The 22053-nt window shown below is 57.8% G+C and carries 16 protein-coding genes; 4 read left to right on the top strand and 12 right to left on the bottom strand.

What is annotated here, in order from left to right; translation table 11 throughout:
- Positions 1 to 50 precede the first annotated feature (50 nt).
- From ACP2AU_RS07535 to ACP2AU_RS07520, 4 genes are all read right to left on the bottom strand, one after another.
- A complete protein-coding gene (locus tag ACP2AU_RS07535) occupies positions 51 to 488 on the bottom strand; it encodes a YtoQ family protein (RefSeq protein WP_426375499.1) in 438 nt (145 codons plus the stop codon).
- 71 nt (positions 489 to 559) lie between these two features.
- On the bottom strand, positions 560 to 5809 hold the full coding sequence (locus ACP2AU_RS07530) for a DNA repair ATPase (RefSeq protein WP_426375498.1): 5250 nt from the start codon (positions 5807 to 5809) through the stop codon (positions 560 to 562).
- A 93-nt stretch (positions 5810 to 5902) separates the two neighbouring features.
- The gene (locus ACP2AU_RS07525) at positions 5903 to 7906 is read right to left on the bottom strand and encodes a flotillin family protein (protein WP_273133992.1); all 2004 of its coding nucleotides are present in this window, start codon (positions 7904 to 7906) and stop codon (positions 5903 to 5905) included.
- A 43-nt stretch (positions 7907 to 7949) separates the two neighbouring features.
- Positions 7950 to 8576 carry a hypothetical protein gene (locus ACP2AU_RS07520; protein ID WP_426375497.1) on the bottom strand — a complete coding sequence of 209 codons (627 nt, stop codon included), beginning with the start codon at positions 8574 to 8576 and terminating at the stop codon, positions 7950 to 7952.
- A gap of 205 nt (positions 8577 to 8781) precedes the next feature.
- Here ACP2AU_RS07520 and ACP2AU_RS07515 point away from each other — a divergent pair, with 205 nt between their 5' ends.
- From ACP2AU_RS07515 to ACP2AU_RS07500, 4 genes are all read left to right on the top strand, one after another.
- Positions 8782 to 9186, top strand: coding sequence for a YjfI family protein (locus tag ACP2AU_RS07515; protein ID WP_273133990.1), 405 nt, complete (start codon positions 8782 to 8784; stop codon positions 9184 to 9186).
- Between the two features lie 14 nt (positions 9187 to 9200).
- Positions 9201 to 9899, top strand: a complete 699-nt coding sequence (locus tag ACP2AU_RS07510) for a PspA/IM30 family protein (protein ID WP_426375496.1) — start codon at positions 9201 to 9203, stop codon at positions 9897 to 9899.
- A gap of 65 nt (positions 9900 to 9964) precedes the next feature.
- Positions 9965 to 10297, top strand: coding sequence for a hypothetical protein (locus ACP2AU_RS07505; protein ID WP_426375494.1), 333 nt, complete (start codon positions 9965 to 9967; stop codon positions 10295 to 10297).
- Positions 10298 to 10353: 56 nt separating this feature from the next.
- Positions 10354 to 11448 (top strand): rhomboid family intramembrane serine protease, encoded by a 1095-nt coding sequence (locus tag ACP2AU_RS07500; protein ID WP_426375493.1) that lies wholly within the window; start codon positions 10354 to 10356, stop codon positions 11446 to 11448.
- Positions 11449 to 11474: 26 nt separating this feature from the next.
- Here the strand turns inward: ACP2AU_RS07500 and ACP2AU_RS07495 are convergent, their stop codons facing one another.
- The 8 genes from ACP2AU_RS07495 to ACP2AU_RS07460 form a co-directional block, all read right to left on the bottom strand.
- Positions 11475 to 11924: a DUF4124 domain-containing protein gene (locus ACP2AU_RS07495; RefSeq protein ID WP_426375492.1), complete on the bottom strand. Its 450-nt coding sequence runs from the start codon at positions 11922 to 11924 to the stop codon at positions 11475 to 11477.
- 181 nt (positions 11925 to 12105) lie between these two features.
- On the bottom strand, positions 12106 to 13419 hold the full coding sequence (locus ACP2AU_RS07490) for a hypothetical protein (protein WP_426375491.1): 1314 nt from the start codon (positions 13417 to 13419) through the stop codon (positions 12106 to 12108).
- A gap of 2 nt (positions 13420 to 13421) precedes the next feature.
- Entirely contained in the window at positions 13422 to 13718 is a 297-nt protein-coding gene (locus tag ACP2AU_RS07485) for a hypothetical protein (RefSeq protein WP_426375490.1), read from the bottom strand.
- Between the two features lie 78 nt (positions 13719 to 13796).
- Positions 13797 to 14807, bottom strand: coding sequence for a hypothetical protein (locus ACP2AU_RS07480; protein ID WP_426375489.1), 1011 nt, complete (start codon positions 14805 to 14807; stop codon positions 13797 to 13799).
- 42 nt (positions 14808 to 14849) lie between these two features.
- Positions 14850 to 15860, bottom strand: a complete 1011-nt coding sequence (locus ACP2AU_RS07475; RefSeq protein WP_426375488.1) for a hypothetical protein — start codon at positions 15858 to 15860, stop codon at positions 14850 to 14852.
- Positions 15847 to 19245, bottom strand: coding sequence for a hypothetical protein (locus tag ACP2AU_RS07470; protein ID WP_426375487.1), 3399 nt, complete (start codon positions 19243 to 19245; stop codon positions 15847 to 15849). The genes ACP2AU_RS07475 and ACP2AU_RS07470 overlap by 14 nt, the downstream gene beginning before the upstream one ends.
- Before the next feature lie 2 nt (positions 19246 to 19247).
- Positions 19248 to 20045 carry a DUF4123 domain-containing protein gene (locus ACP2AU_RS07465; RefSeq protein ID WP_426375486.1) on the bottom strand — a complete coding sequence of 266 codons (798 nt, stop codon included), beginning with the start codon at positions 20043 to 20045 and terminating at the stop codon, positions 19248 to 19250.
- Positions 20005 to 22053: type VI secretion system Vgr family protein (locus tag ACP2AU_RS07460; protein ID WP_426375485.1), on the bottom strand; the 2049-nt coding region annotated here is incomplete at its 5' end. The genes ACP2AU_RS07460 and ACP2AU_RS07465, both read right to left, overlap by 41 nt.

The raw sequence follows: 22053 nt of genomic DNA, 5'->3' as shown, positions 1-22053 counted from the left end.
CCTTTGCCCTTTTTAACTGCCCTGTATACAGAAATCCGAAACTGCGTTCTTTAAGCGGTCACATACTTCAGCAGTTCAACCACCTGTTCCGGCGTTTGCGCCCACGCCATGGCGGCGGCATCCACTTCCTTCAGCGGATGGACAATATCGTCGCTGTGCAGGGTGATGTAGGGCGTACCCATGGCAGCACAATAACCGGCGTCAAAGGCTGCATTCCACTGCTTGTACTTGTCGCCGAAGCGAATAACCGCCAGGTCGCACTGCTCAAGCAACGTCTTGGTGCGGATAGCGTTGACCTTGGACGACTGGTGATCGCGCCAGAAGTTATTGTCCGGCTTGCCGAGGAAGTCCCCGGCAGCATCGCTGGATTCGTGATCGGTATTGGCCGAGGTGAACTCAACCGGCAGGCCTGCGGCTTCGGCACCGGCGGCAATCTGCTCGCGCCAGTCGGTGTGGATTTCGCCGGAGAGGTATACGGTCCAGATCATAGTGAACTCCTTACGCTGAGTGAAAGCCGGCCAGTCTAACTTACCGGATCGCTTTAATGTAGGCGCGATCATCAGCCCGCCAATAATCGCTCCTGCAGCTCCCGGATCACTCGCAACACCCGGCTCATCTCACTCTGGGTTTTCAGATCCAGGTCCAGCTTGCCGTCCATGGTTTTCACCAGCGGCACAATGGATTCTTCAAAGATCCGGGCGAAGGCCATCAGCGCGTCGCCCACCTGAGGCGGGCTGTCCAGGTTGACGGTGACAGCGGGATTCAGCTGTACCGATTGCAGGCCTTCGGTGAGGCCGGTTTCGAGGGAACGGGATAGCTGGCTCAGGGCTTTATCCAGATCCGGTTCCGAGTGTTTTCGGCTGTCCAGCCCGGCAATCAGCTGTTGCCCCAGTTGCTGCATATATTCCGAGATCAGGCCCAGCTGGCGAACCACTTTTACCCCGGTTTCCTCGTCGCCACCGGCTTGCTGACGGCGGCGGTATTCTTCACAGATGGCCTGCCAGCGCGCCGCTTCTTCGTCGGTTATGGTGCCGCGCATTTGCTTGAGCTTGAGCAGATTTTCTTCGGCGCCGTAGGTCAGCAGCTGAGCCTCGCCCTGATAGTGGTCATCAATCAGGGCTTCCAGCTCCTGGTCACTCATCACCGGCGACAGTTTCTCCGCCAGCTTGTTCATGTTCCGGTAACTGCCCTGCAGTTTGAAGGTGGGCTCGGTGCGGTAAGCTTCGGCCTGGGCACTGGAGGCAATGTAGGCCTGGTTCACCCGCAACACGGTTTCCCGCACCCGAATCATCTTCTTCAGCAGGGCAACGATTTCATCGCGCTCGGCGGCACTGTAATCGTGTTCGAAGTCGGAATCCGCCACCGCTTTGCCTTCGGCCAGGTCCGCGAATCGGTAAAAGTCTGCCATACCCCGGGTGGCCAGCGGTGCCAGCACCCGGTTGGAGCTCAGGCTGTTCTCGATATAGGACAACGCAAAGGCATACTCCATGCCGGAGAGCACGTCACCCAGGTTGTAGATGTCGGCCCGGTTGGCAAGCATGTCGGGGACCTTGAAGACTTCGCCGCTCTCGGTGTAGGGGTTACCGGCCATGACCACACAGAAGCGTTTTCCGCGCATATCGTAGGTGCGGGTCTTGCCGCGCCACACCCCTTCAATGCGGCGCGTGCCGTCACACAGGGAGATAAACTTCTGCAGGAACTCGGGGTGGGTATGCTGGATATCGTCCAGATACAACATTACGTTGTTACCCATCTCCAGCGCCAGGTTGAGCTTGATCAGCTCCGCTTCGGCGGTGGAATGAGGTGCCTTTTCCGGGTCCAGCGACATCACGTCGTGACCCAGGCTCGGGCAGTTGATCTTCATGAAGATCAGGCCCAGACGGTTGGCCACGTATTCCATCAGCGTGGTCTTACCGTAGCCCGGTGGCGAGATCATCATCAACAGGCCGGACTGGTCGGTGCGGCGGTCTTCACCCGCCGTACCCATCTGCTTGGCCAGGTTATCGCCAATGATCGGCAGGTAGCTCTCGCTGATCAGCTTGTTGCGGACGAAGGACGACAGCGGGCGAGGCCGGAACTCCTCCAGCCGTAACTGGCCACGCCATTTCTCCAGCACCTGATGGCGCACCTCCTGCAACTGCTGCCAGCCGGGAATAATTTCCTGCTGGTGATAGCGCAGACGCTCGTCAAATTCATCCAGCTGCAGACTGAGCGTGCGCTCTTCGATACGGGGATGCTGGCCAAGCAACCCCTCGATCTGAAACGCCAGCTCCACACTGCGGATCGAGGTTTTCACAGTTTCACCCACGTTCAGCACAGCCACGGCTTCCGGCAGATAATGCAGCAGGTGTTGTTGATCCGTCTTGGTCATCCAGGCTCTCAGCCAGTGGCTGGTAATGCTCCAGCGAGCGGCCGGCTGGTGGGCCACCACCTCCAGTGCCTGCTGATACTGGGCAAACTGGTTGTCTCGTTTCAGAGCCTCGACAAAGCCGGCCACCAGATCCCCGGCATAACGGGTGGTATCGAAGGCTTCGGATTCTTCCGACAGCTCCCGCACCAGGTACTGCGCTGCTGAGTGCGCCAGGCTGCGCCCATCGCTGCCCGGCCCGGCCAGGGTCAATTGCTGTTCTTCGACAAAGTTCGCGAGCTGCGGTGCCAGTTCCTGCTGCAGGGATTCCAGCAACTCATCGGATTGCATCATGCGGCTGAGGATGCCGGCAGACAGGCACCGTGAGCGCAACTGCGGGCCTGCGCCCTGTTGCTGGCTCAACCCGGCCCAGAAAAGCATGGCCAGTGCCCGCGCCCTCGGGCTGAAGCGTAGTAACCCGGCGCTCTGAATCGCCGGCCACAGCGTGCTGACAATCAACGCCGCGTCGTGGTCGTGAATGCCTTTTTCGTACCCCTCCCGGTATCGGGGCGAGGCGAACGTACGGATATAACCGGTCAGTTCATCCAGATCCGCGACGTTGACCGGCAGATCCCCGGTTTGCCGGAAATCCTCAATCACCAGTGCCGACAGATACTCCGCCCGGTACACCCGGTCGGATTCTGATGGCTGGCTCATGTTCCAGTAACCCCGGAGGCGGTCCAGCTCGGGCTCCTCCAGGCGTTCATAATACTGGGTACCAGTCAGGTGCAGCAGCACATGATCGTCCCGGGGAATCAGGGTCAGATCCAGCTCCCGCTGGTTAACGCTGAATTTGTGCTTGCCCAGCCGGATAACAGCACCGCCATCTTCAAAGATATCGGCCTTATCCCGTACGCTGCGCAGGGCCGTGTCCTGAGCCGCTTTGAGCTGGCCCAGGCAATCGTCAGCCTCCATCGCGGCACCCAGCTCCCGCAGCTCAGCGGCCATGCTGCGCAACCGGCTAACCATGGCATCAGAGGCGAAGAAGGAATGCAGTTCTTCCGGGCTGCTGAAACGTTCGGTACGGCGGCTCAGGTTTTTAAGAATACGGGCGGCGGCATCGGTGAGCGTGGTTACCCGGCGCTGTTGTTGGTCCTGAAGTTGCTGACGCCGGGCCTCGATACTCTCGTGAGCGTTCTCACGCTGCTCCAGAATCGCTGCGAGAAACTCGTCGTACTCACCAAACTGGCTTTCCAGGTCCTGCAGCTGATCCAGCATCCGGGTCATCAGACCATCGCATTCGCGCACATCCGATAGCGCGCTGACGCCGTTCGCCAGGCTCTGCTCAAACAGCCGGATACGGGCCGCAAACTGGGCCCGGGCCTCCGCACTGCCCTGCTCTTTCAGCCGGATTTCCGCTTCGGAACGCTGCTGGTTGATGGTCGCGTAGATGCCCGAGATGTTATCGGTGATCGCCGTTTCCAGCGCGGCATCGTCACCGCCCATGGACGCCAGCATGCCCTGGATCATGTCCAGGCCTTCGGTCAATTCCCGATAGCGATCGACAATCTTCTTCAGGGCATCCCGGCTGTCGGCCTCGGCCAGCGCAGTCTGCAACTCGGTCAGGGTCTGGCGGTAGCCATCCAGCGCCTCCGGCGACGCCAGGAAACGGAAGGTGCGCTCGGTCAGCCGGCCCTCAGCCTCGGCCAGCTCCTCTTCAAGAGTGTCGATACGGGCTTTGTCGGCATAGCGCCGATCATTGAGGGTTCGCACCCGGCCGCGATGATCGCGCAAACGTGCCAGGTAACTGACAAACTGATCCGGTGCTTTCCAGCTATCCGGTTTCAGGTCCCGCATCAACGCGCCCTGGTCCTGAGCGACCTCGGTAATGGCAGCTTCAGTCTGGGCGCGAATGCTCTGGACTTTCTCATATTCATCCAGCACCAGCTCGGCGGTGCTTCGGATGGTGCTGAGCTGTTGATTTAACCCGGCAAACAAGGCTTCTTCCTGACGCGCCGACAGCCAGAAGAACTGGTCCAGAATACGGTCCACGGTACGAATCAGGTTGGTGAAATGCCGCTCACTGGCGCTGGCGCCCTCCACCAGGGTAACCACCGTATTCAGCTCGGCAATTCCCCGCACCAGCTCGGGATTGCCAATGCGCGCCAGCTCGGAATCGTTGGCGACGTTCGCCGCAGCGTGGAAACTTTCAGAGGTGAACGGCGTTTCCCACACCTGCAGCGGGTGCACCAGCGTAGGTTCCTTGTCGGCATTGAAAATCACCAGGTGTCCGTTTTCGAACAGAGCGTAACCGTGGCCAATCAGGGGCACATCCGCCTGTTTGCGGATCAGGTTGTAGCGGAACAGGATCACCTGACCGGTGCGCTGTTCGAAGAAGACATACAGCATGTCTTCGCCGTTGGGGGCCCGCAAGGTACGCTTGAGCCGGAAATCCCCGTCGGGAATCTGGAAGGTTTTCAGCTCGCCGGTACTCAGGTAGTAACCCGACGGAAAAATCAGGCCGTGATTGTCCGGCAGCGACGCGACGGAACCGGCCATGGCGTCAACCCGCTCGATCTTGCGCTCGGTGCGATTGAACAGGTAATAGCGCCAGTGATCTTCGTTAAACGGCAGAATCCTCACCAGCAGAATCTCGCCCAGATCGGCAAAATCGAAGCTGGCGTCGTCCAGTGACTGGGAATCGGACTCCACCGGGTCCGAGTAGATGCCTTCGCCGGTGGAGGTGTTGTTCTCCACCTTGAAAGTAATGTTGCCCCGCAGGTTATCCACAAACAGGGTGTCGGCGATGTTCAGGTGCGGAGAGCGGCCCTGAACCTGGCTGTCGCGGCCCACGGTTTTCCAGGGAAAACTGAAACGTTCCGGGAAAGACAGATCGCGCTCGCCCCGGTTGTCGATGTAACGGTTTACCTCGCCATTCGGTTTCAGTTCCCAGCGGAACACCCGCAAATCATCCAGCTTGTCGCCGATGCGAAACGCCATCAGCAACATCCCTTTCAGAATCGATAATTGAGACAGGGTTGCGGTGTTGTAGTATTGCTGCAGTTCCCGAAAATCGGTGGCAAAACGCTCGTCCTCGAGGAACGAGCCATCGATGGCGGCTTCGGTCATTTCAAACCCGCCGTCACCATCGGCCAGATGATAGAGCCGGAACACGTCCTCAATCACCAACGTCTTGCGCAAGCCCAGTTGCAGATTGAAGCCGAACAGCAGTTTGTCACCAAGGCGTACCACATCCCGGGCAATGGCGTTATTTTCGGTTCGTACCCGGGCCCGGCCAAGCACGTTCATGCCGGCACTGCCAAAGATCTCTTCCCGGGCCTGATTCAGCCCGGACACTTGCTCTCGCAACTGCCCGCCCTGTTCTTTCAGCCGACGCTTGATGGTTTCAAAGGCAGAACCTTCCTGAACAATGCTTTCGAGCTCGGTGCGATCCGTCGACATACCAAATCATCCTGAACCAAAGAGAGGGGGGAATGCGCTTAGCGGAAGCAACCACCAGCACTGGCAATCCAGCACTGGTGGCCATTGGCCTTATCAGGCCGTCTCAGAACTGCGGCTGGGCTTTTCGCCCGCTACCCGGCCGGCAATATTCGAGAGCGCCGCCTGCAGGGAGGGGGATTTGTCCAGCACCCCCTGAACACTTTTGCCGTAACCAAGACCCTGGGCAAATTTCTCAAAGATGCCGCCATCGCCACCAATCATCTCGAATTTGGCGTCTTTCAGGGCAGCGGCCATAACCCGGCCATTCTCCAGCATACCGGCCTTCTGGGCGTCGATCTGAGCCATCACTTCCTTCTCATGAACTTCCAGGTTCATGCGGAACTCTTCAAAGTGACGGGATTCCTCAGACATACCATCGTAGGCCTTGAGCTTCTCAACCAGGCCAGCCGCTTCGGCTTTGGCCATGGCTTCGCGGGCGTCGGCTTTGGCGTGGCCCATGCGCTGCTCCCCTTCGGCCTCGGCCAGAACCATGGCCTTACGGGCATCTGCCTTGGCAACACCCAGCTTCTCTTCGCCCATGGCTTCGGTTTCCAGACGCTGCTCGAGCACCCGAACCTCGGCCATACCGGCTTCTTCGTCGGACTTCGCCGTAACAGACTTCACCTCGGCACGGGCCAGACCATCGGCCCGGATAGCAGACGCCTGGGCTTCCTTGACCTGCGCTTCGGCAAGACCATCGGCGGCGGCCATAGCCTGGTGACCGCGGGCCAGCTTCTCATCAGCCACCGATTTCTTCTCGGCCGCGTCCATTTCCGCCTGGGCGGTGACCCGAATCTGCTCGGCTTCCAGCTTGGAGCGCTCAAACGCCGCCTCAGCCGCTTTCACATCTTTCAACTTAAGTTCTTCGGCTTCGGCTTCAGCCGCCACCACCTTCTTCACCTTCAAGCGGTCTGCTTCGGAGCGGTTACGAACATCCTTGATGTTCTCTTCCTCTTCCGCCACGTTGCGCTCAACGGCAATACGCTGGCTGGTGATATCGGCAATTTCCTTGCGCTCTCCTTCCAGCGTTTTTTCCATACCAATACGCTCAATTTCCACCGCCCGCTCACGGTTTACATCCTCGAGCTCGCGGGCCTGGCGAATACGCACTTCTTCAATCTGCACCGCCCGCTCACGGGCTTTCATCGCCATTTCGATCTGGCGCTGCTTGTTTTCGTCTGCAATCGCCAGTTCTTCGTCGGTTTTGATGCGCGCGGCTTCGGCACGGGCCCGCTCCTGCTCACGCACCTGCTCGGTTTCCGAGGTTTCCCGCGCCTGCAGGGTTTCGATCTCCCGGCGTTGCCGGGCTTCGGCGTCTGCCTGGCTGCGTTCCAGTTCCAGGGACGCTTCCCTGGCAGAGACGTTCTTGCGCTGGATTTCCAGTTCCTGATCCCGCTCAAGGCGGTTGGTTTCCACATTGTGCAAAGCGGTGATTTCGGTAATCCGCTTGATGCCCTCTGAATCCAGGATGTTGTTGGGATCCAGCGAAGTCTTCGGCGTCTGCTCCAGGTAGTCGATGGCCACGTCTTCCAGCACGTAGCCGTTCAGGTCTTCCCCGATGGTCTCGACGATGGAATCGCGGAATCGCTGGCGCTCCTCAAACAGCTGCATGAACTCGAGTTTCTTACCCACGGTCTTCAGCGCTTCACTGAACTTGGCGTTGAACAGCTCGTTCACGGCATCCCGGTCTGAGGCACGGCCCACACCCACCGACTTGGCCACACGCAGCACGTCCTCCTGGGTTTCATTCACCCGCAGGTAAAAGGCTACGGTAATGTCGGCCCGCAGGTTGTCCTTACAAATCAGCCCTTCCTTGCCAGTGCGGTTCAGTTCCAGGGTAATGACCGAGATCTTCATGGTCTCGGCGCGGTGGATAACCGGCAACACCATGGCCCCGGTGAAGTACACCTTGGGCGTGGGCGAAAGGTCGTTCACAATCAGGGCCTGACCCTGATCCACCTTGCGGTAGAAAGCCTTGAACAGGGCCAGTATGCCCAGTATCAGCAGAACCAGGACCCCGATGGTCATGATTGCGGGCATCATCCAAGATAAGTCCATTTAGTCATTCTCCTGAGCGGATTGAAGGAAATGCGTGCGGGGATTAACCGGCCGATTCGCCGGCGAGAAATTCGGCTTCCGGAACCACCCACCAGGCGTTCTTGTCCGGAATGTGTTCAATCAGCACCGCGCGTTCGCGATGCGAAAGGGGCGCATGGCTGCGAACCTGCAGCACCAGATGGGCACCGTCCAGAATCGCTTCAGCCCGGCCCCGGGTTTCCGTCACCGTCGCAGAGGTAATCACGCAAGCGGTACCGATAATACGCTTCTGAAGCGGGGGTAAATACGCCCGGCGGAACAGCGGCCGCAATGGACGGATAATCACAGCGGTCAACAGGACACTCGCCACCACAGCACCGGCAATGACCACCAGGCCGAACAAGACGTGCAAAAAACCATCAGGCACCCGTGCACCGAGCAGCAGCTCCGCAAAATAACTCGCCAACCAGGCGATAAGGAACAACAGGGTAAGCACGAGTGGCAGGGGGACACCCTGGAGCCCCAGGGTCACCATCAGGCCAGAGAAGTCACCCGAGGCATCTATATCGCCATCGGCCTCGATATCGCCCAGACCAACAAGAGAAATCAGCCAATAAATGATGGCCACGCACAGCAGTACGGAAAAAATGACCGTGGGGAAGGAAAAGGCAATTGCAAAGAATGTATCCATACGCGACCAGATATCCGTTCTGGTAAATCCACTGGGCGACAGTCCATGTCAGGCTGTCGCGTTGTTTATAACGTAAACAAACTAATTCTTGCAAATGTTTAATTGCGAAGTATAGACTCAAACGATTGACATAAAATGTCAAGCCACAGGACAAGGTTCGTCCGGATCGGCCGAACCGATTCAACGCCACAGGAAGGAGCTATTCGTGGATACCCAATCTCTCACCCTGGCCCTGGGTGACGCCACCCATGCTGGCCGAACCTTCGATGTCATGCCCATTGCCGGTGATGAACCGGTACTACAGGTAATCGTCTCCGGCGCCGAAGAAACACCGGTCTACATTACCGTAACCGACACCCAGATTCTGTGCCTTGCGTACCTTTTCGACGAACAGGAACTCGCCCCGGAACGTCTGAACGAGCTGCATGAAAACCTGCTGCGCATCAGCGTGCCCATGCCCTTGAGCTCTCTGGGCAAAACCGGCCAACACTATGTGGTCTATGGCGCACTGAGCCCCACCTCCGGCATCAGCGAAATCATGCAGGAACTGGTGACCCTCGCCGAGAATGCCATCGACCTGTTACAGACTTTTGAAGACTACCTGGCTTGAGTGAGGGCTGAGACATGAGAACTGTACTGAAAAAAATCCTGACCGCCATGCGCGGGGGTGTGAACGAACTGGGTGAAGCCGTTGTCGACGGACAGGGCAACCGGATTCTGGAACAGGAACTGCGGGACTCCGAGCACGAACTGAAACAGGCCAAGCAGGAACTGGCATCACTGATGGCCGAAGCGGCCTCCCTGGCCCGCCAGATCCGCACCGAGCAGGACAGCGCCGCCAAGCGTGAAGACGATGCCCGCAAAGCCATCGCGGCTGGCCAGGAAGACCTGGCCCGGGAAGTAGCCGAGCGTATTGTTGGTCATGAACGCCGTGCCTCAGAATTGACCCAAACGCGGGAACTGCTGCAACAACGCATTGTCGGCTTGAAAGAGCGGGTGCAGAAAGCCGAGAAACAGCTGGCCGACTACCGCCGGGAACTGCAGGTGGTGAAGACCAATGAGCGGGTGCTGCGCACCACCGCGCAGATTGACACCAACATCAACAGTCAACAGTCCTCCCTGAGCACCGCAAAGGAAACGCTCGAGCGGATTCGCGAGCGCCAGGCCCGGGAAGAAGACCGCCAGACCGCCAGCGCGGCCCTTGAAAAAGAGCTGACCGGCGCAGATCTGGACGAAAGACTGAAAGCCGCCGGTCTTGACGGCGAACAGGATGCCGTCAACGATGTACTGGCACGCCTCAAGGGCGGCAACGCAAACTCATAAACTCCGGGTGCCCCAAGCCGGGGCACTCACTCAGGCACCTTAACGTCGTTTTTACAGGCAACCCCATGGCGAAGAAACAGGACTGGTCCAGAGAAGAACAAGCCGTTCAGGCGGTACAGATGGCCTTCGACCTGTCCAACGACATCCAGCGCGCCTTCCGCATATCGGCGGCCATGCAGGATATGACCAGCGCCGATATGGTGCGCAAGGTGCTTCACCTGCCCTATCGTAAAGGCCGTGCCCGCCCGCGGCTGACGGTAACTCTCAAAGACGACGATTTCGAACTACTGGCACGCCAGTACGGGCTGGATCCGCAGGATCGTGCCGCTATCCGCCAGCGCGTGGCGGAGGAATTGCAGGGGTTTGCCAGGCAGTATCTGACTGCCTCGGATCACTAATTGAGCAGGCTTGAAGCCGGGAGCTTCAGGAACCACTTCATCAGGAAAAGGATGTCATGCCCAGAAACCGCTATCGACAGTGCCCGGCCTGCAACACCCCAAGCCTGGACTCCTCCAGCCACCCCTCGATATTCGACTGCCGCCTGTGCCACGGGCTGTGGTTTGAAGATGGCGCGTTAAATCAGGCAATTGCCGAGCACCATGACGATGTAGATCAGTACGAACACGAACAACACCTCGGCCCCGCACTTCGCACCAGCGATCGGCTTTGCCGGCGTTGCCGGGTGCCCATGACGCACTTCCAATTGCTGGCGCATTACGCCACAGAAATCGACTGTTGCCCCGGCTGTGACGGCGTCTGGCTCGATAAACACGAACTTGATCAGGTAATGCAGTCCCCGCAACTGAAGCAGGCCCTCAAAGACCTGAATCAGAAAGTGAGCTGGAAATCCTGGCTGTTCCAGTTTCTGACCGCCATGCCGGTGGAGTACAACGTTAAGCCCCACCGCACTCCCTGGGTTACCCGAACCCTGGTTTGCCTCTGTGCCCTGGTGTTTGGGCTTGGCGCACTAGCCCCAGAGACCAATCAATGGATCCTCGCGAACTTTGGATTGAGCTCCGATACTGCAAGCCCGTCTCAGTTTGTTCTGCAATTGCTGAGCTACCAGTTTGTGCACGGCGGCCTGATGCACCTGGTTGGGAATATGTACTTTTTATGGATCATCGGCGACAACCTGGAAGATGCGTTGGGCCATGGCGCCTTCCTGGCACTCTACCTGTTTGCCGGCGTTATGGCCGCACTTGCGGAACTGCTGTTGTTCGATCCCAGCCAGGGCCCCTTGCTGCTGGTCGGGGCCAGTGGCTCCATCGCTGCCCTGTTCGGCCTCTACCTGATGTGGTTTCGCCACGCCAGCCTTACCTTCATGATCGTTGTTTACCAGAAGAAACTCGCGCCCCACTGGTATTTCCTGATCTGGAGCCTGATAAACCTGTTCGGGATGTTCACCGCCCAGGGCGGTGTGGCGTGGGCCGCGCATCTGGGCGGCTTTGGCTTGGGGTTACTGCTGGGCTACCTGTTGCGGGATTATGTGCTGCGGAAGAATCCGCTGATTGCGATGCTGAATCAGCCGGAGGCTGCGATTAACCGGTAGGCCTGCCGGTTAATCGCAAGGGACGCCTACCCATCGCAGGTTTCTTTAACCTTGGCACGGAAACGATTACGAATCTGCTGATTGTCTTCCTCGGACACGTACTCCCGTTCGCCTTTGTCGTTAATGTCGTAAAAGGTGGAAACACTCTTCAGGTGCTTGAGACGGGCCTGTAGTTTTCGACACATCTCCGCCTGACGTTCCGCCTGCTGACGAGCTTTCGTCTCCGCAGCCTGGCGCGCCTCCCGCTCCTTCTGTCGCTGTTCCAGGAACTCCATCATTTTTTGTTGCCGGTCTCGGGCCGTGGCATCGGTCTGGGCCGGCGCAGCATTGACGCGCACCTCCCTGGAACTGGCCTTCGCCGGGGGGCGATCGCCGAAATGGGTATGCCCGTTGACATCTGTCCACTGGTAGACGGCAGCCTGAGAAAACGAGCCAACGGACAACAGAAAAAGAGAGAAGAGAAGCCTGCGAGCCATCACTGAATTCCTTTTCGAATAATGCTTCTTAAGATTTTCTAAAGGGCAGTCTACCCGATGATGTGTTTGGCAACCTTGATCGGGTTGTCACTACAGCCTTTGAATCCGGCTGCGGAGACATAAACCCCATTCCGGGATGAGCGTCGGCTCACATCCATGTGCTTCTTGCTCATCAGGATGTTCACGCCCGGAAACGACCTCTCCCCCGCTTTTGTTGTTGCTTCTCCTCACCACCCGCCTGCCATTCGGAGAGTGGCCCCATCTGGGTAAACTTCAGGCCACGATCGTAAGCACGGGTGAGTTGCTGATTCAGGCTCTGCAGTGCCTCAGACGGTTTGGCCCACTGTTCCTTGGGCAAAGGCGCGGACCAGGCTTTCAATTCCTCTGGCAGGCTCTTCAGGGCCAAGGTCTTGATGCGGCGTTCAGTGATGATGTGGGTCAGATAGCGCTGGAAGAACCAGTCGCCCACCTTCTTGCTCAGCCAAGGCAGCAGAGACATTTCTTTTCGTGCCCGGCGGCATTTGGCTTTGTAATGAGCCAGGGTTTCATCCTCTTTCGGATCCGGGCAGGCCTCGGGGCCGTTTTCCATAAACTGGCGAATACACTCCCACTGGGCCAGGCCGGCGGTTTCATGGCCGACGTTGATACTTGCAGCCGCCAAGGCCGATTCCGGGTCGTCGGGTTTCGGAATCGCCAAGGTGAGAACCGTGTGTGTAGCCATCAGGCCGGGACCGATGTCTTGGCGGGTTTCGATGTAGGCGACCAGTTTCTCCCACGGGTAAATTTCGTAAACGAGTTTGGGGTCGCATTTTTTCTTTAGGCGGAGGGCGAAGAAGAGGTAGGTGCCGATAACTAAAAGCTCTATTGCAAGCACAGCCAAGGCCCACATTATTATCGTATTGCGATACTCTTTTGTCGCATCCTCCAACATAAATGGCGCAAAAACAGCGACAATGGTGAATACAACCGTCACATAAGCCCATCCTTCTGCACTTTCATTCCAAAATGGCAGTTTGTATTCCTTTCCTCCCGTCCAGCGCGGCATGGCCACTTCCCGGCGATGCCGGTTCAGTCTCACCGGAGGCGTTTCTTTCACGGCTTTGTTACCCAGGAAATGCATGTAAAGACCCCAAGGGACCGTGATTAACATGTTCATCCCCCCCACAACACTGTACGGAATCCATGTCATTTGCCCATCCTGGAGATAGGCATCAACTGTGATAGCCGTAGCGAACAGCATCATTAAGATAAATAGGCTTAAAAACATCAACGCAAATTCGGCCCCAAACAACAGGTTGCCATGCTGCAAATCCAGCCAGCCCTCGGTTTTCCGTCGAATCCAAGCATTGACGTCTACCGCCCTTTCACCTGTCGTTGCCGGCTCCGGACTCAGAGCCAGTAACCGACCATCTTTAGTGGTTCGGCGCGCTCCGACTTCCCAGTCGGGCTCAGGCGATGTTTGAGTTGATGATGGGCTTTCGTTAGCTTTGGTCATAGTCAGGACTTAATGGGGTAGTTTACCGGGGCATGGTAGTTGATGATCAACGGGGTCAATCGAGTGTCGGGCCCATCCAGCGGTGTTATCGGCTGCCACTCTTTCGTTTCGTTAGCGCCGACCATCGGTAAATTACCCTGCTCGTGCAAGGTCAGCTTGTAATGGTACGCCTCGTCTGTCTCTGGCAACCAGTTGGGGGAGTTTGCAGCCTTGTAGCGAAAAGCCAAATAGAATCCATCGACCGCATCCAGGTCAGCTCCGGTCAGGGACAATTCAAGGGCAACGCCCGCCGCGCCCATGCTCTTAGTAGTAATCGCCTGATTCCAACAGTTCGTCAGGATCCCAGACAGTTCTCTTCTGTCCCAGTATCGCCTGTATTACACCATGGCCGCCTCAGCCAGATTCGGAACACTTTTTTTCATCCGATCCTCCAGCGTCGACCATGGGAATTCCTTAATAGCCTTCAAATGGGCCGGATAGCCTTCGCTTTCCCACCACGTCAAATCCAGAGTCGCCCAATAGTTCGCTGGCCTTCCCCGCTTGCCTGCTGCATCGTACTCGGCAGTCGTGGGATCCAGGTGACGGTACTTCTCCAGTGCCGGAACGTCAGGTAAGGGCTGGCTCACATCCATATACCGCTGCAGTTCATCCCAGTGTGCGTACAACTCCACTTTGTGGGCATCCGCCACCTGCGCGACGGTCGTTTGCCAACCGGTATAGCGATGGCGCAGAAGTAGCTTGTAGCTGACGGGGCCCTTCGGATTCACATGAAATGAGATGTAGGGATCAAACTCGATAAACGGTGCTTCAAAGGTTTCCTCGCGCCAGGTTCGAAACTTCACCATGCCGGAGGGGCGGAAAAAGCCACAACCCAGATCCTTAACAATGACTCCGGGATTGCGCTCCAGAAACCAGGTGAAGGGGTAGCGGAAAAAAAGATGCAAACCTAAGATATAGGCACCAATCTCCATGAACCCTGTAAATGCTAAAACAGTCCCATCAACAAAAGCCGTTATAACTGCCGAGGCCAACACTACGAACAACATCAGCTTCAGCAACCCGTAGTCCGCAAATCCACCGGCAAACATTAACAGCAACTGCCAACGGGTCTTGACAAAATCAGAAGGCTGCTGTCGATGCGTCCATTTAGGCCCCACCCAGCCAATCCCACCCGACTCGAGTTTCTCTTTGTAGTTTTTCACATACTGGGGTCGGACATGTATATCGAGACCAGCATAATCCCCCCACGGCAGACGCTCTATGAAATCCCCAGCCTCAAGAGACTTAGCAAATCCGCTGATATCCTTAAGAGGGGCCTGATCAGGAATGGCATCCCGGCGATAGGCGCCCGAGACGTATGTGGCCATTGGTTCGTTACCGGCTTGCATGGTGTTAATGTCCGGTTCGGATGATCCACATGGCGCTCGGTTTCAAACCATAGCCCCCTGAGCCAGGTTGGGCACGCTTTTCTCCATCCGGTCTTCCAGTGTCGACCAGGGGAACTCACGGATCTTCTTCAGGTGCGCCGGGTACCCCTCTTCCTCCCACCATGCCAGGTCCAGCGTCGCCCAATAGTCTGCCGGGCGTCCGCGCTTGCCTGCTGCATCATGCTCCGCAGTGGTGGGGTCCAGTGGGCGGAACTTCTCAAGGGTAGGAACATCCGGCAGTGGCTGGCTGACGTCCATGTAGCGCTGGAGTTCGTCCCAGTGGGCGTACAACTCCACTTTATGGATATCCGCCACCTGGGCCACGGTGGTCTGCCAGCCGGTGTAACGGTGACGCAGGAGCAGCTTGTAGCTCACCGGGCCCTTGGGGTTCACATGGAACGAGATGTAGGGATCAAACTCGATAAATGGTGCTTCGAAGGTTTCTTCACGCCAGGTACGAAACTTCACCATGCCGGTAGTCCGGAAGAAACCGCACCCCAAGTCCTTGACGATGAGTCCGGGGTGGCGCTCTAGGTACCAAGTGAATGGGTAGCGGAAAAACAGGTGCAGCATAAGAATAACCCCACCTATTTCCAAAAAACCAACAAAGGCCCAAATTGTCCCATCGACAATCGAAGTAAGAATTCCTGAAGCAAAAACACAAAACAACAAAAACTTCAACATGGAATAGTCGGCGAAGGAGCCGGCAAACATCAGAAGGAGCTGCCAGCGCGATTTTATAAGGTCTTTGGGTTTTTGAAGATGTGTCCAGCCAGCGCCTTCAAGCTTTTTTTTCCCGGATTTCAGACGCTCCTGATAGGCCTTTGCATACTGTGGCCGCACGTGGATATCAAGATGGGCATAGTCGCCCCAGGGCAACCGTTCGATAAAGTCCCCTGCCTCCAAGGACTTCGCAAACCCACTGATATCCTTCAGGGGTGCCTGCTCGGGAATGGCATCCCGGCGATAGGCGCCCGATACGTATGTGGCCATCGGTTCGTTACCGGCTTGCATGGTGTTTGATGTCCAGGTCGGTGAGCTGTTGGCTGACCTCCCGAATCGTATAGGTTTCCTGATGGCGGTCCCAGACCTTGACCTGGAAGGTGAGTTCCAGGCTTTTCACCGAGTAGCGCGTGGCCACGTATTCGTGATTGTGCTCGTTCGGGACCATCTCCGGGAGTTGGGCCTCCGACACCACGAAATGAATAGTATGGCTGCCGTCGAACCGATACTCGACGTGGCGGGTATTGCCACTCCTAGAGGCAAGTGTCTTCGTACCGGCCCGGCCCAGCGCCTGGTAGTGGGTACGTTCGTATTCCAGTTCCCATTCGATGGTTACCGGCTCGCCCGAGATGGCCAATGCCGGTGCGGAAAAGGAAAACACGGATTCTGCCGCGCCCTGCCACGGCGACAGCTCATTCTCCTGCAGGAAGCTGTCCAGCCCGGCCCCGGTTACCCTCGTTATCGACAGGGGCATCATGGATTTAAGAAGCCCCAGGTATGCGGCATCCTCTTCCAGCAGTTCCGGGCGTTGATCTTCCAGGCTTCCCGAGAACGGGCCGCCCCGCAACCAGCTGCTGATGGCATCGTCCTTGATTTCGTAATACAGCCATTCACCCAACCCATAAATTCCCAGGCCGATGACGGTTACCCAGCCCGCGCTGACCGTACCGCCCCAGCCTAACGCCGCAGCGGCTCTGGATAACAACGCCGCTGCCACGGCCCGCTCACCGGTACGGTGCACCAACTGGCGCCCCATGGGGGTGAGGATTCGGCCGGCAATGATATCGGAATTGGTCATGACACCTACGCCCACCGCCTTGGTCAGGTCGGCTGAGGCCAGTTTCAGGCGCCCCTGAAAGGCGTTTTCCGCCGCATCCCAGACCATCACCGAAACGGTAAACATGCCAGCGATCCAACCCGCCGCTTGCAGTTTGTTGCGAATAACTTCTTCAGCGTATTCCTCAGCAACACTCACTGAACTAGCCATCGAGGTAAACCACTTTGCTTCCTGTTTCCAGAGACCAACTTGCGTGTCGACCCAAACAGTTCTTTTGGGCAAAACGGAAACCCACTGCGCTGAACTAACGGCCAAATCCACCGCCGCACTCGCTATTCCTACATTGCGTCGACTGCCTTCATCAGAGTAGGCAACCGCATTCATCAAATTAAACAAATCCATTAACACTAACAACGGCGGCAACCCTATCGGGCTTACCGAAGCCGTATGGAAAAACTGACCAACAGGGCGCCGCCTCACCACTTCATCAAAAGCCTGACTGTCAGCCAGTCTCAGTGTTGCACCCACCGCGGCACCGGAAGTCAGGGTCTGGCCCTGTTCATCCACCACGTCCAGCAGCGTATAAAGCTTGCCATCCTCGGCACTGTTCAACTGGAGAGTGGTTTTTCCAGGTATGGCGGCTTCAGCGAAGCCTTCGAATGCCCCTTTCACCTGGCTGACTTTTGCTTCAAAGGCAAAGCCTTTCTTCAGGAGGGTTTCCTGCACACCACCGAGCCACCATTGACTGAGTTCCGCTAAGGGCGCGGACAGCGCGTGCATACCGAAGCGAGTATCCGAGAACATTTCCGTGATATCGGGAGCACTGGTTTTATCAAAATGCTCGGCAAGGCTACGCAGTACGTTGGCTTCCGCCACTCGCATGGGCTGTTCACGGTCCTGGAGAGCGCTGACCATGGTACGGAGCTTTTCACCGGAGGCGTCGCCGGGCAATGCTTCGGACGGGGCTTTGAAGGGCAACAGCAGCGCCGCCAATGCGTGCTCACCCACCATAAGGGATTCGTTAAGGTCCTCCGCGCCGCTAGCTTTCATCCGGCCCGCGTCCTGGGGCAACAGCAGCGGGTCGGCCCTGCCTACCGGCATGGTCAGGGCCTGGAGCAGCGGGCCGGCTTGAACGTACCCGGCTACATCGTTACCGGCCTCGGCATTGAAGAGATCACGCAGCGCTTCCGTCAGGTTCTCAGCGCGTGTGTCCTCCATCAGGCGTACAACAGCGCCCTGGGCCTCGATCAGGTAGCGACGCAGGGCTGCGCGCTCCACCTCGTAGACGGTACGCAGCAAACGCCCATCCTCGCTGTCATCCAGTCGGTTGTCGAACCAGCTCCCCTCGATGTGCAGGGGGTTGCTGGAGCCGTTCGGAAGCACCTCTCGCCGGAAATTATTATGAAACAGTTCAGCTGTTACGCCGTGGGGCCGCTTCTTGATGTTGTCCACCAACGCCAGGAGAAGCCCCAGACTTTCATTCATATGCTGAACCAAGTGCCTGGCCGCAAACAGTGGGTCCCGCAATGTCAGGGATAACAGGTGACGATCACGCAGGGTCTCGAATACGTCCACGCCTTCGGTGATCTGCGGCATTGATTCGCCTTTTAGATGCTGGTGTCGCCAGCGTGGTACCAGCATCTGGGGGTAGATATCCATGTCTGCATCGACAACAGCCTCATCGGATTCAATGGCATCCCGCTGGGTGACAATCTCATCCATCGTTCTCTGGGTGTCGCTGCCATCGATATCACGCAGCCATTGGTTCGGCATGAAGATGTCCCGCTCCACCGGGTTGTCCCGGGCACGCATGGGAACAAGCTCGTCAACCCGGTGCCAATCAGGGAACATGCGTCCGGGTATCCGATCCAGGAAACCCTTTATGGCACGGGCATTACGGCACCGGCTGCCACGGAGCGAATCATCAGTTTCCAATGCTTCGATATGCTGCCAGGCCCACTGGGTATCGCTGAATGCCAGTTCCACATCATCGTATACGTCCTGGCCAAGCAGGCGGGCCGGTATGTGCACTGTGTCCACTTCGGGGCCTACGGGAGGCCGTTCATTTCTGTCTTCCTCGCCGGCCTGTCGAAACCGTGCCAGGTCCGTATCCCGCAGTAACGGCGCCGATTCTTCAGCGGTGACCACAAACAGTTCGCGCCACAGGCGCCCTTGGAAAAAGACGTACACCCACCCGGTTCGCAGCGGCGCCGCCACACTTTCCTCGTAACCGGTCATGGGACGTGGGTAGCTCAGCTCGCCAGCGTCACAGAACAGGGTGGGGTGTACCGCCACCATCAGGCTGTCCTGGAAATTCCTCTGGGGAGGCCGGAGCGTTACGGGCGCGATCTGTTCCTGGTCTATCACAGGTACCACGACTTTTTCATCGCCATGGAGTTCCAGGACCAGGGACCGTTGCGCAGGTGCTTCTGCATGGCCGGCCAGAATGGGCCCCATTCGCCCACGGTGATCGGCACAGGGCTCCATTGGCTCTGGAGAAGGGCTCTGACTTTCGTGGTCCAGCAAACAGTAACGGTGCCCGTCCAGGGAATCCTCCCCAACCAGTTCCAGCCAAAAGGTGCGCGACGGTGTGCAGGGTGGTGGCTTAATGGCTGACATTGCTAAAGTCCTTTTTCATGTAGTCCGTGGAATTCCAGTTCCGCGTGTTGCCACAGTGTGCCTAGCTCGGCATCCGATTCGGGACACTGATGGCCAGCAGACCACAATTCACGAATAATCCGGATTCGATGACTTGGCGTGTGTTGGTGATTCGCGATGGCCATGCATCGGGGCCAACCACTTACCCACGTCAACAGCCTTTCAAAGGAGCTTGGCTGGTGTGCGTGCAACCCCTCCGTTTCCGTGCTGGCTCCCCTTGCGCTCGACCAATGCGTTCCTTCCCCGTGACTAGTGGCCCAGATTAGTAGATCGTCTTCGCCGATCAGGCTGCCCACTGCCTCGGGCAGGCAGGTATTCAGAACTTCGAGAAAACGCCCATCATACGGCCGCACGAAACAGGGGCCGTAGGATTCGAAATGGATCATCAGGCTTTTGCGAATACCCGCCAGTGCCGAGCCCTGTTCTCGTTCTGACACCAGGATGGCCAATGCCTCATCAGCCCCCCACTGGGATACGGCACGCTGACACAGCACACTGTTGAGGGTTGTCTTAAAAACAATGGGGCCGGCGTCCTTATGCTGTTCAAAAGGCGTTTCGTCGAATAGCCAGAACCAATCGGGGTTGTCACCGAGAGCATAAATCTGCCGGATCACATCCCCTTCATCGTATCTTGCTGCGTCGATGATTAGCAGGCAGCGCTCCCAAGATGACACCTTCCAGTCATTAAGTGCTCGATTAAAGTGAGTCAACGAATGCGATCTATCCAACACAGGGGCAGTCGACAACATCGCAGGTTCCATCCATTTTCTTCTGACACATTTGCTGTGCCGGTGTTCGATCAGATGCTGCCGTCAAGAGTGCATCCGGGTTGATTTGCGAGGCACCAGCGTTCTCCCGCTGGCCGATATCCGCAATCTCCACAGGCGCCACAGCCCCACCATTCTTCTCCACCAACCCCGGCATCTCAGGCACCTGAACCTTCTGTCCACTGCCCTTGCCCGGTGCACCGCCGGCATTCATCTTGATGGCCGCCCCGCCCATGGCGACGCCGCTGGGGTCGATTTTCACGAAACTGCCGCCAGCCTTGAGGGTTATTTCGGCGCCGGCTTCGATCACGGCTTTCTGGCCGGCCTTGATGTGCAGCTCGGTGCCCGAGTCACTGAGCCAGGCGGTGCCGGCTTTGAGGTGCAGGGTGCCGGTGACGTTGAAGCTGTGGTCTTTGCCGGTTTGTTCGCGCTTCTCGCCGTCCACGGTGTGGTGGCTGTTGCCTTTGGTGTGGCTGAAGCGGTTGTTCACCACCGTCAGGTGGCTGTCGTTCTTGATGACTTCGGTACGGTTGTTTTCCGTCAGCAGGTCCAGGTCTTTCTGGGCGTGAACGTAGATTTGCTCTTGATCAGCTTCGTCTTCAAACCTGAGTTCGTTGCTGCCCTCACCCTTGTGGGTTTTGGTTTTTAATGTGGTCCGGGTTTTGTGTTCCGGCAGCGCGTAGGGCGGTGTGTTGGTGGCGTGGTAAGTCCTGCCGGTAATAATGGGCTGGTCCGGGTCGCCGTCCAGGAAGCTAACAATCACTTCGTTGCCGATTCTGGGCAGGGCCATAAAGCCGTATTGGCCGCCGGCCCAGCCCTGGGCGACGCGCAGCCAGGCGCTGCTGTGTTCATCATTTTTCGAATAGCGATCCCACGGGAATCGGACTTTCACCCGGCCGTACTGATCGCAGTGGATCTCTTCACCCTCGGGGCCGGTGACGATGGCCATCTGAGGGCCGTCCATCATGGGTTTATGTTCACAAAGAGGCCGCCAGGTTTTGTCGGCCGGGATGGCGGTGAAGTCGTTGTGGTAACTGGTGGGTTCGCTGCCACCCTCTTCTTCCATGGCCTGGGGCTGTTTGCCGGTGTGGGTGATGGCGGTCAGCAGCCATTCCCGGTTCAGGCTCTGGCTGTCGTGTTCCTGCAACTCCACTTTGGCGCCGGGAGCGAAGTCCGGGCGGTTGCTTTTGCCGTTGGCCATGGACGCGTCGTTTCTGAGGGCATCCAGTTTGTTCTGGGTAAACGGCTGGCCGCTGGCGTCGGCTTTGTAGCGGCCGGGATAATCGTAATGCTGATAATCTTCCCGGTGGCTCGGGCTTCCTGCACTGTGTTCGTGCATCAGGGCATAGGCCGGGTTCTTGAAGGTGTAGTCCTTCATCGCCACGGAGGACGCACGCACGCGCTCTTCATAGGCAAAGCTGAACACGCAGGCTTGTTGGGTGCTGCCGCCGGCTTTGGTGTTGCAGGTCACCGGGTCCAGTTTCGGGGCATCGCCGTGGTGGTCGGCCAGAATCAGTGCCGGTTGTTCTTCGCCATCCACGCTGCCGTGCTGGTAGCGATAGTGCCAGCCTTCTTCGGCGGCCAGGCGTTCCAGGAACTGCAAGTCGGTTTCCCGGTGCTGGACGCAGTATTCCCGTTGTTCGGCTGGGCGTTTGAAGTCGAAAACAGAATCCACAATGCCCCGCTCTTCGAGCAGGGTGCGCACGATGGCGTCGGTGGTCCGGGTCTGGAAGATGCGGCTGTTATGCATCAGGCCCAGGCGCCATAGCGGCGGCTGGATGACCACTTCGTAGCGGGTGCGGCGGTGGCCGGTGTCGCCCCGAACGAATTCGTTCACCACGCCGGTGAATCGGCGCAGAGGCTGGCCGTCCTGCCACACCACCAGGTCGACCGGTTGTTCCAGTACGTCGGCGGCGGCCACATCCGGGTCGGTGCTGGCCAGCTGTAAGCGGCCATGGAACAGATCAGACAGCCGTTCGGTCAGCGCAAAGCCAACCACGAC

It is taken from the genome of Marinobacter sp. VGCF2001 (assembly GCF_049943275.1).
Taxonomy (GTDB): domain Bacteria; phylum Pseudomonadota; class Gammaproteobacteria; order Pseudomonadales; family Oleiphilaceae; genus Marinobacter.
Note: the sequence above shows the minus strand (reverse complement) of the source record. Positions and strands in the feature narration are given on the sequence as shown.